Annotated in this window: 12 protein-coding genes and 2 pseudogenes; 10 read left to right on the forward strand and 4 right to left on the reverse strand. The window is 55.8% G+C overall.

The window, feature by feature from the left end:
• The first annotated feature begins 29 nt into the window (after nt 1-29).
• The 6 genes and pseudogenes from C441_RS18715 (at nt 30) to C441_RS18730 (ending at nt 3,054) form a co-directional block, all read left to right on the forward strand.
• Nucleotides 30-521, forward strand: a pseudogene (locus C441_RS18715) (hypothetical protein).
• On the forward strand, nt 518-889 hold the full coding sequence (locus tag C441_RS18720) for a DUF7568 family protein (protein ID WP_394295376.1): 372 nt from the start codon (nt 518-520) through the stop codon (nt 887-889). Before C441_RS18715 ends, C441_RS18720 begins: the two are co-directional and overlap by 4 nt.
• Before the next feature lie 69 nt (nt 890-958).
• Nucleotides 959-1,354: a DUF7567 family protein gene (locus C441_RS18725; RefSeq protein WP_007276529.1), complete on the forward strand. Its 396-nt coding sequence runs from the start codon at nt 959-961 to the stop codon at nt 1,352-1,354.
• 165 nt (nt 1,355-1,519) lie between these two features.
• Nucleotides 1,520-2,122: a hypothetical protein gene (locus C441_RS19660; protein ID WP_152420752.1), complete on the forward strand. Its 603-nt coding sequence runs from the start codon at nt 1,520-1,522 to the stop codon at nt 2,120-2,122.
• A 44-nt stretch (nt 2,123-2,166) separates the two neighbouring features.
• Nucleotides 2,167-2,412 (forward strand): ArsR family transcriptional regulator, encoded by a 246-nt coding sequence (locus C441_RS19665; RefSeq protein WP_152420753.1) that lies wholly within the window; start codon nt 2,167-2,169, stop codon nt 2,410-2,412.
• A 66-nt stretch (nt 2,413-2,478) separates the two neighbouring features.
• The gene (locus tag C441_RS18730) at nt 2,479-3,054 is read left to right on the forward strand and encodes a hypothetical protein (protein WP_049920718.1); all 576 of its coding nucleotides are present in this window, start codon (nt 2,479-2,481) and stop codon (nt 3,052-3,054) included.
• 12 nt (nt 3,055-3,066) lie between these two features.
• Here the strand turns inward: C441_RS18730 and C441_RS18735 are convergent.
• A pseudogene (locus C441_RS18735) lies at nt 3,067-3,534 on the reverse strand (restriction endonuclease); the annotation flags it as partial.
• A gap of 437 nt (nt 3,535-3,971) precedes the next feature.
• On the opposite strand from C441_RS18735, the gene C441_RS19400 reads away from it, so the two are divergent.
• From C441_RS19400 to C441_RS18745, 3 genes are all read left to right on the forward strand, one after another.
• Entirely contained in the window at nt 3,972-4,220 is a 249-nt protein-coding gene (locus C441_RS19400; protein WP_083874969.1) for a hypothetical protein, read from the forward strand.
• A gap of 75 nt (nt 4,221-4,295) precedes the next feature.
• Nucleotides 4,296-5,369, forward strand: coding sequence for a hypothetical protein (locus C441_RS18740; RefSeq protein ID WP_007276532.1), 1,074 nt, complete (start codon nt 4,296-4,298; stop codon nt 5,367-5,369).
• A 63-nt stretch (nt 5,370-5,432) separates the two neighbouring features.
• Entirely contained in the window at nt 5,433-5,654 is a 222-nt protein-coding gene (locus tag C441_RS18745; RefSeq protein WP_007276533.1) for a hypothetical protein, read from the forward strand.
• 324 nt (nt 5,655-5,978) lie between these two features.
• On the opposite strand, the gene C441_RS19405 is transcribed toward C441_RS18745, so the two are convergent.
• The 3 genes from C441_RS19405 to C441_RS18755 form a co-directional block, all read right to left on the reverse strand.
• Complete coding sequence (locus C441_RS19405) at nt 5,979-6,719, reverse strand: sensor histidine kinase (RefSeq protein ID WP_152420754.1); 741 nt, start codon at nt 6,717-6,719, stop codon at nt 5,979-5,981.
• A gap of 27 nt (nt 6,720-6,746) precedes the next feature.
• Complete coding sequence (locus C441_RS18750; protein WP_083874967.1) at nt 6,747-9,917, reverse strand: PAS domain S-box protein; 3,171 nt, start codon at nt 9,915-9,917, stop codon at nt 6,747-6,749.
• Between the two features lie 169 nt (nt 9,918-10,086).
• Nucleotides 10,087-11,034 carry a helix-turn-helix transcriptional regulator gene (locus C441_RS18755; RefSeq protein ID WP_007276534.1) on the reverse strand — a complete coding sequence of 316 codons (948 nt, stop codon included), beginning with the start codon at nt 11,032-11,034 and terminating at the stop codon, nt 10,087-10,089.
• 660 nt (nt 11,035-11,694) lie between these two features.
• Between C441_RS18755 and C441_RS18760 the strand changes: the two genes are divergently transcribed.
• The gene (locus C441_RS18760) at nt 11,695-12,720 is read left to right on the forward strand and encodes a two-component system sensor histidine kinase NtrB (protein WP_049920720.1); all 1,026 of its coding nucleotides are present in this window, start codon (nt 11,695-11,697) and stop codon (nt 12,718-12,720) included.
• Nucleotides 12,721-12,930: the final 210 nt, after the last annotated feature.

Raw genomic sequence — 12,930 nt, forward strand, 5'->3', positions numbered from 1 at the left:
ATCATACGACCGGCTCCGGAGTGGTTCAGATGCATATGGTGATTTACGCACTGGTAGAGGCATCGACGCACGACGACGCGCTGGCCACCGGAAAGACGGTGTTCGACCAACTGGTCGGCGCGGACCCACACGCCGGCGCCGTTTTCGATTACTACGTCTGTTTCGATGAGGAGGATACGTCCGTTGCCGGGCAGGCGCGATGGGGAGAGCTCCCGACTGCAGCCCCCGTCGACTCCGATGACGGCCAGGACCTGCTCGAGCGTGGCTGGGAGGCGACGAAGGAGGAATTCGAGCGTAATCTCGACCGGGTGAAGGAGGCCATCGACGAGCTCTCCGACGAGGAGATCATGCGCGACGAGGACCTCGCCCGGCACGCCTTCCACTAGGTCGGTGCAAACGACGGCCCGACGATCTTCCTGTACACCGAACACGGAACCGGCATTCGCCACCGTGGACAGTTGGACCGACTCCTCGGGGAGAGTGAAGAGCTCTGGATCGTGCCCGCTGACGTCCACTTCTGAATAATGCCCCCATCATCAACTGGCGACGCGAGAGCCGCTCGCCGACACTCGCGTATCGGAACACCGAGACCGGTGCGCGAGCCGTCCTGCATCGAGCGCCGGACTCCTACCGGTACAAGTGGCGCGGGGTGATTCTCGTCGACGGCTACCCGGTCTGGTCGCGGGGATACGAGACGAAGGATGCGACATCGTTCCGTAACGAGCTCCGGGAGCGGCCCGCACCGGACCTCAACTGCCCGGAGTGTCCGAACGACGACGTTCGCGTCGGCGAGAAGGCGGCAGACGGGGCGAAAGTCCAGCGGTGGTATGACTGCCCCAACTGTGGGTACGAAGCCCCCTCACGTATCATCTACGGCGCCGAACGGTGAGTGAGCGGTGGGCGCTGTTTTTCGGCCGGGCACGAGGTGGTGGCCCGGGACGACCGGGTTAGTCAACCAATGACCCTCGAAGTACTTGACCGATACAGCGAGGCACTGTTCGAGTTCCTCTGGTGCCCCGTCTGCGGGCAGGAGGTCTTCACTCACATCCCCTTCGAGGGGGTGTTCTGTAAGAACTGCAACACCCAGGTCGAACTCCAGGAACCCCGAGAGACACGCGGCTACGAGGAGGCCGTGCTCGCCTGCTTCGATTCTACCACGACCTGGAACCTCCACGTCGACGAGAAACTGCGCCGCGACCTGCCTGATGGGTCGGCGCGCGTGAAAACCTTCGGCGCACCGGGCGCCTACGAGGTCAACTGGTGGAGTCCGAAGCCGGATGAGGACTGGGTGCCGGTCGAACGTAGTGAGTTCAACGACGTCGAGGAGCCAGACGAGGTGTCACATCTCGCATAATAGCTCGATGAAATTCACCGGAGGTGACGATTTTTAGCTATCCTTCTGAATAAAGAAGGATATTCAGCCCGCTTGAGCACCAGTGAAACTTGACCAGTACCAGGGGTGAGGAACACCACGGAACAAAACCGAATTTTAATATAATCTTGTCTGATAATTTGAGAGATGGATGTGACTCAGCGAGTATTCAATTTCATAATTTTGCTGATTGGGACCCTGCTCGGATTACTGATTGCAGGATATGTTGTTTTATCATATCCTAATTTAATCGGAGCATCTGAGCCACTCAGAGGACTCCAGTCATTTGTTAGTACAGGCTCATCAGTTATATTAGCGCTTGTCACAGCGGCATATGTCATTCTCACATGGTCACTAGTAACTGAAACTCGCGATGCTCGGAAACAGGAGATTATGCCGATATTCGCACTTGAAATGGAGGGATATGCTGTTGGAGCCCTGGGTCCGAAACTGAGGAACATTGGAAATGGGCCTGCAACCTCTGTTTCAGCAACCTTTCAGCTAAAACCGAGTGGACAGGAGCATCAAGCTTCCTCGAAGAATGTTGCTCCAGGGGATTTCGTCGGATCATTAGATCCAAAAGTACCGGTGGATCCAGATAGCGATTTTGAAGAATTGTGTGTTTCAGGCACCTATACCAACGTATTCGGAGAGGAAAAGCCGTTCAGCGATTCAATAGACCTAGAGATGTTTTACAGAATGCCGATGCAGACTCCCTTATGCGGCGAGATCAATCTGTTGAGGAACTAAGAAAGATAAACAGTAATTTGAAATCAATATCTGAGAGTATCGAAATGAATCGCTTTGAAGATGTTTTGAAGATGGAAAAACGTCGTCGAATCATCGAAGAGCTTGAAGAAGCAGGGGGTTCACTGACGCTCAAAGAGCTATCACAGCGATTAGGTCTCATGACTCCTGTCGTAGCCGCATGGCTCACGTGGATGGAGGGTGCGGATGTAGTCGAATACGATGTCGAAAACGATGAAATTACAGACCAAAGTAACTTTAATACGGAAATTCGTTTAGCCGATTCACCTTAATTCGACCCTCAAATGTTGTTCTTGCGCCGGCAATGGGTGCCGGCGCACACGCGCCGGCGGTGATCGATGTCGACTCGAAGTCAACTCCGATTCATTCAACGAGTCGAACAGCCCCCTGAAAGCAATAGCGACGACGAGCGGATCGCGCAGGTGTACCGCCATTCAGACGGGTATCCCGCGAGTGTCCTGCGCGATCTCGCTCAGCTGAAGGATCTCCTCAATGCGACCCGCGCCGAACGCGGTCCAGCCTACACAGCGGCGACGTTCGTGTTCCTCGACAAGCTCTCGACGATCGACCTGTATCTGGATGGCGACCCTGAGCGAACGATCGACGCAGCGCAGCCAGCAGACCTCCTCGATCCGGCCAATATGGAACACCTCGATCAACCGCTATTCCTGCTGGGCCACGGCGTCGAAAATCCGGCCGACGGCATCCACGGCGACGAGGAGTACCTCTACATCGTGGAACTCCCGACAACAAATCCGTTCGATGAGCCCTCCGAATGGACCGTCAAGGTGAGCGGCCAATCCGGGTTCCCCCGCTGGGACGGCCCAACCGACGAAGCGTTCGAGCGAGCCAGTTGGCAGTTCCACGGGCCACTGGACAACGCGCTCACAGAGCTCGTCGCCGAGCCGGCGTGAGAACACGACAGGTTAGATGACGCCGCCGATGACGAGAAGGCCGATGAGGGTCAGAAGCATCGCGATAACGCCTCCGCCAGCGAGGACCTTGTTCCCCATCGCCTTCTCGTGGATGGGCATGGCGGCGTACTCCTCGCGGAACGCCTCGAGGTTTTCCTCGTCGTAGAAGTACTTGATCTTCAGCGCGAACCGTTCGGTGACCGCACAGCCCGTACAGACCGGCTCCTGCTCGAGCCGTTCGGTCTTGGTGTGGCTGTCGCAGGCGATCGCCCCGCAGTTCGAACAGTACGTGTATGCCTCGTCGCCGCCGCTCGTGTCACAATGGACGCAGCGGTGGATGCCATCCTCAGCTGTCACTCGTGACGGACCTGCCGCGTAGTACTCGTAGGGGTAGGTGTACTCCTGGAAGCCGGTCGTGTGCCGAACCTCGGGGAGGTATACGGGCTCGATCGACTGCACGGAGATGTCCGAACGATTCGGCGGGTGGGAAGAGGCACTCAACGAAGCAGGCTATCTGCAACCGAGATCGTATCAAGATTCCACGGAGATCCCCTACGGACCGAATTGGCTTGAGCAGCGGAAACTAGCCTTAGAACGGGATGTCTTCGAGTGTCAACCGCCCTGGTGCGATGTAACCCAAATAGAGCATCAAGATCAGGTCGGGAAGGAACTCTACGTTCATCACATTATTCCGCGGAACTTTTTCTACGGGTCGGATGACCAGTTCGACTACCAGCAGGCCAATGACCTCTCAAATCTGGTGACTGTCTGTGCGAAACACCATCTAGTGTGGGAGGCTGTCGCTCCACAGCGATTAGATGTGCTAGCCTACGAGAGGCAACCTAGGACGAGCGCCCCTGCGGATTGCGTTTCTCTACCCCCGGAGGTGAGTGGGACTGACTCCCCTCGTGGTCGCTATGGAAGACATTGAGCCCCTTTCAGACGAGGATATCTCGACTCCAGAACGAGACGCAGTAACGCCGAATGAGCGGCTCCACTGGCACCTCACCAACGCTCTCGTGAGCGCTGAATCTCCAGAGACGACAGCGCATCTCCGAGGAGCGCTCTCAGTGTACCAAGACCTCCCGCCGACACCCCTCGTCGAGTGTCCGCTCTGTGGAAAAGTCGGGCTTCCGGAGCGAATTCGCACCCACGAGTGCCAGTAGCCGCTGTAGCGTCGTTTTTTGCGCCATAATGGGTGGAGGCGCAGATCAGAACGCATCGCGCCTTCGGAGGATGTTATGAAAGACCCAGAGACAGCGACGGTCTTCGCAGGCCTCGATGGACGAACCGATACTGAACTACCCGAGTGGTACGCCGAGCAACACGGTCGACCCGACCCGATCAGCTACAGTGCGGCAATTCGAAACCTCCCACAGGCGATTGACACGGCAGTCGCGTATCGTAATCCGTACACCGACGAGTGGGTCGAAACCGATCGGTTCAACGCACTCGTCGAACCATCACGGTTACAGGCAGAAGCAGGCGGTAATAATGAGACAGAGTCGCTATTCCATATCCCGACGGACAGTTACGCGATCATCAACCCGGTCGACGTCTACGGCCCGCTGGAGGAGGTCCTCCGCGAGGAGACCATCGACGGGACCCCGCTGGGCGAGGTGATGTTCGGCGAGATCCGGCGCTACCGGGGCGGCGGCGAGGTCCATATGGACATCATGTTCGACGGCCTCGAGGTGCGCCTCCCTGGCCGGTCCGACCCGGTCACGATGGGCGTCACGTCGGGCTACGACTTCTTCGGCGAGCACGCCGTCTACGTGGAAGGGTTCGCTCAGGATGGCTACTGCTCGAACACGATGCGCTCGCTCACCGACAAGGAGGTCATCAAGCACGTCGGCGACGTGCGGAACTTCCGCACTTGGTGGGAGGAACTCCCGTTCACCGTCACGGAGTTCTACACCCTGCTGGGCTTCCCGGACTACCTGGCCGAGCGTGCCGCCGGCGATGCAGAAGCCAATGCGGCGTCGCCTTTCGAGGTCGATATGTGGACGCTGCATTCCGGCGCGACGTACGCGCTCACCCACTTCTTCCAGGGGAAAGAGAGGGCATCCCTCGATCAGTACGTTCGGATCGCCAACGACATTCTGTTCAACCCGGAAGGCACGATCGAGCGTGTCGAGCAGGCCTACGAGCAGAAGTTAGAGGCGGACGGTGACGATGGGGCACAGGCCTCGCTGGAGGGTGAACGAGCGCTGGCGAGTATCGAGCGCGTCAGCGACGACCTGCAGGAGAAAGTCGAGCAATTCGAAGAACGCGAAGATGCGCTGCGTGAGCGGTTCCAAGAGGCGATGGCCTGAAGCGACGATGAGCTAGTCGTCTGGTCTGTTTTTCTCTCCCACAAGGGGTGGAGGCTGATAGAGATGGATGACTCCGCGGACATCGACGGGAGTGAGGACGAGTTCCCACCCGAGAAGCGCCTCGAAGCGCCGAACCATCGACTAATCAAGGCCGGAATCGCGACGATCCCCGACATGGAAACCCTCCGGGAGTGTGTTGCCTACGAGAACGCACACCAGAACCGGACACAGATTCTGCGTTTCCTCCAGTGGAAAGCCGAAGAGTTGCGTGAGAGTGAGGAGTAGCGACCTGTCTTAACCAACGTTCGGAGCAAGACACCATTCTGTGTTGGTTAACGCCGAGTAGATCCCGCTTTTCGGACCCCAAATCTCCCGGTTCACCATCGGATACCTCGACGCCGGTTCTATAATGATCCAGATCTGACGTTTGAGGATGCAAATGTCCTAGAAACCTACTGACACTCTGTATTCCGTGTCACCAGCGTCTCGAACGGCTTCCAGTCCAACCGGTGGTTGACTAACCTGTGAAGGGCCTACGTCCAACTCAGAGCGACCAAACAGTGAGTAAAAAACCACACAAGCGCCGAAGGAAGACAAATCAGAAACAGCTCACCAGAAGAGAATTGTTGGGCGTTGGGCAACGTCTGTAACCTGTGCCTCGTCAGTAAGTCCCGGCACGCGTACGAGTGCCCGTGTTCCGTTCTCGGGATCATCACTCGGCTCTATCTGGAACGAGCCACCGTACCGCGTTACGATCCAATTGACCAACCAGAGTCCGAGACCAGACCCGTGTTCTAATGCCGTTTCTTCGCCCTTTGAGATGACGTTTGCCTCCATCTCATTGATTCCTGGACCATTATCCTCGATTGAAAGAAGAAGCGACTCTCCGTCATCACGTAATCCGATCGTTACTCGTGGCTCCGTGGCTGTATTATGTTTCGCCGCATTCTCGATAAGTTCTGAAATCGCATCTTCGATCTCTCGCCCAGCACAGATATCTCGATCAGTCTGGATGGAGACATCGAACGTCATCTCCGGATACTCATCGCGATACGATTCGATCACGTTCGTGATCAACGAGTTCGGATCAACTCGAGTTGGCTCAGCGTCACGCCTCGCAATCTGTTCGAGTTTGCGAGCTTGTTCGGAAAGTTCAATTAAATCATCGCTTTTCCGTTTGACCATTTTTCCGAATTGGGCTGGATCGCTTTGGTCACCATCGACGAGAAATCCACTACGGCCGCTGATAACCCCCATGTCGTTCCGAAGGTTGTGACGGAGCACGCGGTTGAGGACCTCAAACAGTCGCTCCCATCGTTTTTGTTCAGTGATATCAGCTTGGATGCCCAAGAAGTGCGTTACATCGCCCGTCTCATCTCAGACTGGTGTGATACGAACTTGATTCCAAAACGGCGATCCGTCTCTTCTATAATTGACGAGTTCGACGACTACTGGATCGTGGTTATCGATGTGTTCACGGAGCGTGTTAACAGCCGCGGAGTCTGTCTGCTCGCCCTGTAGAAATCGACAATTGTCACCGAGGACAGTTGAAGCGTCGTAGCCAGTAATCTGCTCGAACCCTTGGTTCACGTACACCAATGGGTTGTCCGGCTGCGACGCATCAGCGAGTGTAATGCCGACTCTGGCTTTGTCGATCGCCTTGTCTTTGATTTCTAACTCGCGGAGGGCCTCTTTTCGCGCGGTAATATCACGGCCGACACCATGGACACCGACAATTTCCCCGTCATCTACGATAGGTCTGCCGTTCACCTCGAGAATCACATGCTCGCCATCAGCGGTGATGAGATCGAGCTCAACGTTTGTGATTTCCTCTCCGTCGAGTACTGATTCGAACGCACTTATCGCTCTCTGAGCCGACGCTTCAGTATTATATTTGGCAAACGGTTGGCCAATCATCTCCTCGGGGGTATAGCCCAAAATTCGTTCGGATGCCGAGGAGATGTACGTGAATTTGCCCTGTAGGTCAAATCGAAAGAGCAGATCAAACGATGTGTCCGCTATCGCTTTGAAGCGATCGCGTTCGGCTTCGAGATGTGAGCGAGTTTCAGTGAGTTCACTAATGTCGTGCATGACAGCTGCAATCGTTGCTCTTCCCTCTTCGGTTGCCGTTGCCGAGAACTCAAACTCGACAGGCTGACTCCCATCTCTGACTCTGATTTCGGATTCCACTTCCAGTCGTTCTTCAGGCGGTACAGTGGACACCTTCTGAAGTGCAGCTTCAATCGAAGGGGCGTCACTTGAAGGGATGAGACTCGTGAGACGCGTTCCCACAAGTTGTTCAGGCTTCTGACCAAGATACGACGCTAGCGGTTGGGTTACGAACGAGAATGCGCCGTCCTCGTCAAGCAAGAACACCTTCTCGTCGAGATGATCCAGAATCCGCTGGAGTTGGCGCATCTCCGTTTCTCGTTCAAGACGATCGAGCGCGCTCGCCGCCGTCAACGCAAGCAGTTCCGCGAGTGCGGCATCCTCCTCGGTGAACGCATCCGGTTCCAATGCCGCGATCCCGAGCACACCGTGCTCGCCCATCGGCAGGAACATTCCGGATTCAACCGCCCCATAATCGATACCTGTCGTGTTGACGTCGCCGTCGATTATAACCGGCTCCTGTGACTGGAACGCCTGTCCAACCAGGTTTTCATCCGCATCGTAGGACGGTGGGTTGGGGATTTTTTCTCTCGCCTTTTGTGAGTATCTGGTCGGTGGCAGTGTCCCAGCCGTGGCATCGTGAAGACGGATCGACGTGATCTCGTACCCGAAGACCCTCTCCAGTTCCTCAATGATCGTGGTAAGGAGTTCATCTTCACCCGAGGCTTCGATGAGTGACTGAGAAGCGGAGAGGAGTGCGTTCAGCGTCTGGTCGCGGTCTTTACGCTCAGTAATGTCTTGGGCAGATCCACGAACCGTCACGACATCACCGTTCTCGTCCGTGATTGGCACACCCTGCACACGGAGCCAGCGGAGTTCCGCGTCCGACTTCCAGTACCGCAGTTCCACGTCGAACGGTTCCACGGCTTCGATCGCTTCTTCGACGGCTTGCTCTACGATCGGCCTGTCTTCCTCGTGGTAGACATCGAGCGCCTCGTCAAGCGGCGGTTCCGTGTCGGACTCAACACCCAAGAGATCGAAGAGATGCTCCGTCCAGAAGACACTCCTCGTCTCGACATCAATCTCCCATCCGCCCACCTCAGCGACGCGTTCAGTCTGGTTGAGGAGGTTTTGGAACCGCTCAAGTTCCTGCTCTCGTTGCTTCCGTTCGGTGATATCAGTGAAATACACTGACAGACCATCTTCATCCGGATACGCCCGAACCTCGAACCAGACATCCATCAGGTCAAAATGGGCTTCGAACGAGACGGACTCCTGTGCCTCCATCGCGTGGTGATACTGGTCGTAGAATTCTGTCTGGACAGCCTCAGGAATGTTCTCCCAGAGGTGCCGCCCCACGATTTCGGCATTGTCACCGAGCCCCATCGCTTCCTGGAGAACATCCGTTCCGACGTCGTTGACGTAGGTGACATACCAGTCGGTATCGATAGCGAAGAACGCATCGTCTACCCGTTCAAGCGTTCGTTCAAACCTATCTCGGGCATTCTCCAATTCTTGACGGTACTCGCGCTGTTCGAGTTGTTGTCGCAACCACTGCGCCATGATCTCGATAAGAGCCTGTTCTTCCTCGGAGAAGTCGGATTCTCGCGGCTCGCTGTCCGCGAAACACAGTGTGCCGTACAGTTCATCGTTTACGTCGATCCGAGCGCCCATATAACAGCCCAAGCCGTACTTCTCGAAAGCAGGGTCGCCCGCCATATCATCTGAGGCATTCTGTAGCGCAAGTGGAGAGCGCGTGCTGTCGTCGATCGTTCGGCGGCAATACGTCTGTGACAGGTCGTCGGTGACGCCGGCCTGGATTAGTTCGTGATCGCCCTGTGCCGCCACGACCTCGAAGTTACCAGCCGCCGCGTCGATACGGGCGAGGAACGCGATGTCCATTCCGAACACGTCAGCCCCAAAGGAGAGCATCTGATGGACTTGCTCTGAAAACGATGCGTCAGGATCCGACGTGATGCGATGGAATCTTTGGAGGCTTTCTTGACTTGCCTGCAACCGGGATTCGTAGGTTCGACGTTCACGGACGCGTGAAACGACAGACTCGATTTGGTTGGCGACGAATCCTTCGTGGACCGCACCGTTGGTCATTTCAACTATACCGGTTGCTGAACTGTCGAGAACATGGTCGGCGTGCGCCGTTCCGGTCGCAATGAGAATTGGTAATTCTGGGTAGTCGTCCCGTAATGCCGAGAGAATTTCCACGCCGTCAACCACCGGTGGATTGTGGCGCGTGACGACACAATCGACGTGTTCTACAGTGAGAACTGACCGTGCTTTTTCCAGCGAGGGAACGGTCAACAGTTCAAAACCGTTCCGGTTCTCGTAGGTGAGCTGTGATGCGAGGCCACCACCTTCAGCCTCCGCGGGCTCAATTACCAGCGCCCGAATAAGTGTCTCAGATGGATCCCCTACGGTCATCTAATACATTATTTTCGGCTCACACTTATTAGTCATTATGCGATATGAGGTAGCATAGCTGCTGCTTTCGGCAGGTGTTATGCTGATAAGCCCATTACTCTTATCACGTGACCGATTTTAAGTAGGGTAGCAGCAGCCCGTTACCGTATTAGCGATCACTAATCTATGTCTACAAATCCTCAAATTCACGTCCTCCACGTCGATGATGAACCCGGATTTGCGGATATGGTTGCCCAATTTCTCGAACGCGAAGCCGGTCGTCCTCGACCTCGCCCTGCGTCTCGAGGTACTGGAGCAGCGCGTCGATCACGTCTTCGAGTCCATACTTCGCCGCCTGCGCTCGGAGGTCCGCCCCGTCGACGTCGACGTGGCTGAGCAGGAGGAGACAGTACGAGCGGTGGCGGCTGCCGTCGTCGATTAAGAGGGTATGACAGCAGAGCTCCGCCGGCGAGACTGCGTCGAGTTCCTCGGAGTAGACGTAGTAGCGGTGGCCGGTGAGCAGGAACTGGAGGTCGAAGGCCGCGAACCGAGCGAGGCCGGTTTCGTGGAACGCCTCCGCGTCGATCTCCGTCTCGGCCTGGGCGAGGAATTCGTCGTAGTCCTCCCAGAGAATCGTGCCCTTCGGGGCGACGGCTTCGAGGCGTTGACGATGCAGATGGTGTGCGAGTTCACGGGCGAACTCGTGGAGGCGGTCGAAGTCGGCGTTGAACTCGTAGCGGCCGTCGGCCGTCCCGACGAGCCCACGGTCGCGAAACCGCTTGAGGACGCGGTTGACCGTGTTGCGGTAATTGTCGCTCCGGTCCGCAATCTCGGAGACAGTTCGCGGCTGGTCGAGGTAGTACAGCACCTCGAGTGCCTTGCCGATCAGCAGTTCGGGGAACTCGATGTGGGAGTGCTGGCGGACGAGGTCCTGATAGAGTTCGACGGCGCGAGCATCAGACGGAATGACTCGTTTTCGCCGCCCGTCGCGTTCCGTGTAAACGAGTCCCTTTTCAACGAGGTCGCCGACGGCACGAGAGAGGTAGCTCTCGCTGTGGTCGAGCTTCGTCGCGAGCTCGGAGATCGTGTCGCCGCGGTCGACCGTGGCGAGGACTTCGAGTTCGATGCGCCGGAGCACGGTGTAACATAGTACGAAACTTTTTTATAAATAAGTTTCGAGTAGTGTTACTGCCAGCAATCTCGAGAACCGCCCACATCGTCTTAACCAACAAAACTATGGATTCGTGGGCCATGTTGGTTAACTTGAGTTGAGCTATGGTGTCTTCCATACCACCACTGCCCTATCAGGACTTCCTCTCGACATCGTCGCCACGTACGTGACAGGTTCGTAGACGCCCGTGAGCGATCGGCAGGACCTGCGGACGAAGCCACACCGAGGCCCAGCAGACCGAAACTGAGGTGCTTTACTGGAAATTGTGGTGTGGTACTGGTAATACGAGTCTCAATTAATCGTCAACGACGAGTGGACTAGGTGATTTGTTCACGACCGGTGGGCTCAGTACTCTCTCAGTTTCACGATCAAAATCTCCGATCGATATCTCAAGGATAGCCCCAATCGCCAAATTAAATGCACCCGTGAACGGCTAGACTCGTGCTGAGTGCCTCTAAACCACCAGCATTGGCGTGTCTCGGGGTACCCGGCCTGAGACACGTCAAGGTTCCCTCTTCCCCTTTCACTCCGAAGTCGGATCGTAATTAACTCTCAACTGAGATACAGTCAGTCTCGCAGCAACATCCTGAAGAACCCGTGACTACTGAATACTCATAGTAGCCGTACATGAACAATGATCACCCACCTCCAACCTCTGCCGATAATTTCTACCAAACATTGGTAGAAAATGCGGCAGAGGGGATGTTGACGATCGACTCGGATAGCAACATCGTGTATGCCAATCCAGCCGTTGAAGACATCCTCGGCTATGCACCCGCTGAGTTAATTGGGAGTTCGAAGATGAAAATCATCCCAGAGCGCTTAGAAGCAGTCCACGGGGCTGCATTAGCGTCGTATGTGGCGACAGGAGAGCGCAATATCGACTGGGATGGGATCGAGCTCCCGGCGTTGCACAAGGACGGACACGAAGTTCCAACGCTTATCAGCCTTCGTGAACACGAACACAATGGGGAACAGTATTTTACTGGCATCATCCGAGATATCACCGAGCAGCGTCAGCGGGAGTCTCAGCTTCAAGAGCAGAAGGATCGGCTGAATGAGTTCGCCGATATCTTAACACATGATATCCGGAACCCACTTTCTATCGCGTACGGATATACTGAGATCGCCCATGAACAGTCCGAAAGCCCTGAACTGGAGCGGGTCTTAGCGTCACTCGCTCGAATTGATGATCTCGTCAGCGACATTCTTGCTCTCTCAAAAAGAGGCGAAGTTGTTGGTGAGACCGAGTCGGTTGATATCCGTGAGTGTCTCCATGCGTCGTGGAGTAGCGTTGAGACACAGCAAGCGACGCTCCAACTAGAAGATGAACTCGGAGTGATCACCGCGGATAAGAGTCGTTTTCAGGAACTACTAGAGAACTTGTTCCGCAATGCGGTTGACCATGCTGGTGCTGGGGCGACTGTAACTGTTGGAAGCCTCCCTGACGATACGGGACTCTATATCGAAGATGATGGCCCCGGAATCGCTGAGCCAATTCGGTCAGAGATATTCGACCACGGATATTCGACAACTGCTGACGGAACTGGCTATGGACTCTCAATTGTCTCTCAAATTGTGGAGGGCCATGGTTGGGAGATCGGCGTTACAACGGGTTCCGAAGGTGGAGCACGATTTGAGATTACGTGGTGAGAGTCGGACGACGTCTGCTGAGTTAGTTTTTGGAGAGCATCCCTGACGGCCTCGTCCTGCTGCCATGTTCGAAGCAAGCGTGAGATACTCTGTGCTTGTGTTTCATTTGGGGTGGAGACGAGCCCCACGTCCTCAACGATCTTGATAGCAAGCTAGGGCGCTAAAATAGCAACCTCACGAGCTTGGGTGGTGAGTCTTATCGGTACGTTT

The organism is Haloferax sulfurifontis ATCC BAA-897 (assembly GCF_000337835.1).
In the GTDB taxonomy this organism is placed as follows: Archaea; Halobacteriota; Halobacteria; order Halobacteriales; family Haloferacaceae; genus Haloferax; species Haloferax denitrificans.

Excerpts from the sequence above, each read along its gene's own strand:
- C441_RS18745 (WP_007276533.1), top strand. The coding sequence starts at position 5,433 with ATGGATGACTCCGCGGACATCGACGGGAGTGAGGACGAGTTCCCACCC.
- C441_RS19665 (WP_152420753.1), top strand. The coding sequence starts at position 2,167 with ATGAATCGCTTTGAAGATGTTTTGAAGATGGAAAAACGTCGTCGAATC.
- C441_RS18750 (WP_083874967.1), bottom strand. The coding sequence starts at position 9,917 with ATGACCGTAGGGGATCCATCTGAGACACTTATTCGGGCGCTGGTAATT.
- C441_RS18730 (WP_049920718.1), top strand. The coding sequence starts at position 2,479 with ATGTCGACTCGAAGTCAACTCCGATTCATTCAACGAGTCGAACAGCCC.
- C441_RS19660 (WP_152420752.1), top strand. The coding sequence starts at position 1,520 with ATGGATGTGACTCAGCGAGTATTCAATTTCATAATTTTGCTGATTGGG.
- C441_RS19400 (WP_083874969.1), top strand. The coding sequence starts at position 3,972 with ATGGAAGACATTGAGCCCCTTTCAGACGAGGATATCTCGACTCCAGAA.
- C441_RS18740 (WP_007276532.1), top strand. The coding sequence starts at position 4,296 with ATGAAAGACCCAGAGACAGCGACGGTCTTCGCAGGCCTCGATGGACGA.
- C441_RS18760 (WP_049920720.1), top strand. The coding sequence starts at position 11,695 with ATGAACAATGATCACCCACCTCCAACCTCTGCCGATAATTTCTACCAA.
- C441_RS18725 (WP_007276529.1), top strand. The coding sequence starts at position 959 with ATGACCCTCGAAGTACTTGACCGATACAGCGAGGCACTGTTCGAGTTC.